This is a genomic window from Vibrio sp. YT-19(2023) (genome assembly GCF_033337395.1).
The window spans coordinates 1-932 of record NZ_JAWOQN010000225.1; the positions used below are offsets into that span (position 1 = coordinate 1).

1 protein-coding gene and 1 pseudogene are annotated in these 932 nt (G+C 48.3%); both read left to right on the forward strand.

Annotated features, from left to right (window positions below; genetic code table 11):
- Positions 1-768 (forward strand): sugar kinase (locus R7E78_RS25030; protein ID WP_318058462.1); only part of this gene is annotated, 768 nt, incomplete at its 5' end.
- A gap of 11 nt (positions 769-779) precedes the next feature.
- A pseudogene (locus tag R7E78_RS25035) lies at positions 780-932 on the forward strand (keto-hydroxyglutarate-aldolase/keto-deoxy-phosphogluconate aldolase); the annotation flags it as partial.

Genomic DNA, 932 nt, shown 5'->3' on the forward strand with positions numbered 1-932 from the left:
GGATTAGGGCATGATCCGTTTAGTCGTGAAATGCTAACGGCATGGCGTGAAGAGGGGATCAATACGGACATGGTCTACCTTTCTGAAGATAAATTGCCAGGCATTTACGCGATTGAAACCGCCGAAGATGGCGAGCGTAGCTTCTTTTACTGGCGTAATGATGCGGCGGCAAAATACTGGTTGCGTGAGCGAGCATTGTTGTCGTTGGTGAAAGATCTTTGTCAGCATCAAATGATCTACCTGAGTGGCATTAGCTTGGCGATCATCTCGGACGATTGTCGTCAGATGTTGATTGAGCTGCTAACAATGTGCCGTAAAGAAGGTGTGAAAATCGCATTCGATAACAACTTCCGCCCTAAGCTCTGGCCTAACATCGAGCAAGCTCGTGATTTTTACTCAAAGATCCTCAGCGTCACCGACATGGCATTTTTGACCTTCGATGACGAGGTCATGCTGTGGGGAGATAAGCACGAAGATGAAGCGATCAGCCGTACGAAAAACTTTGGCGTGAAAGAGATCATCGTGAAACGTGGCGCGGACGACTGCTTTGTTGTAACACAAGATCAACAACACACCGTTGCGGCCTTGAAGGTTGATGCTGTGGTGGATACCACGGCGGCGGGTGATTCTTTTAGTGCGGGTTATCTTGCAAAACGAATTTTAGGCGGAGACGTTGCTGAGTCTGCGCTTGCTGGCCACAAAGTGGCTGGCACGGTTATTCAACATCGCGGCGCGATCATTCCAAGCCAAGCGATGCCAACTATTTAAGGAACGATGAAATGAAAGATCTGAACCAACAACTTTCAGAAATTAAAGTAGTCCCTGTTATCGCGATCAAAGACGCAGGCAAGGCAGTGAAACTGGCACAAGTGCTGATTGAAAATGGCCTGCCATGTGCTGAAGTAACGTTCCGTACTGAGGATGCCGCTTTA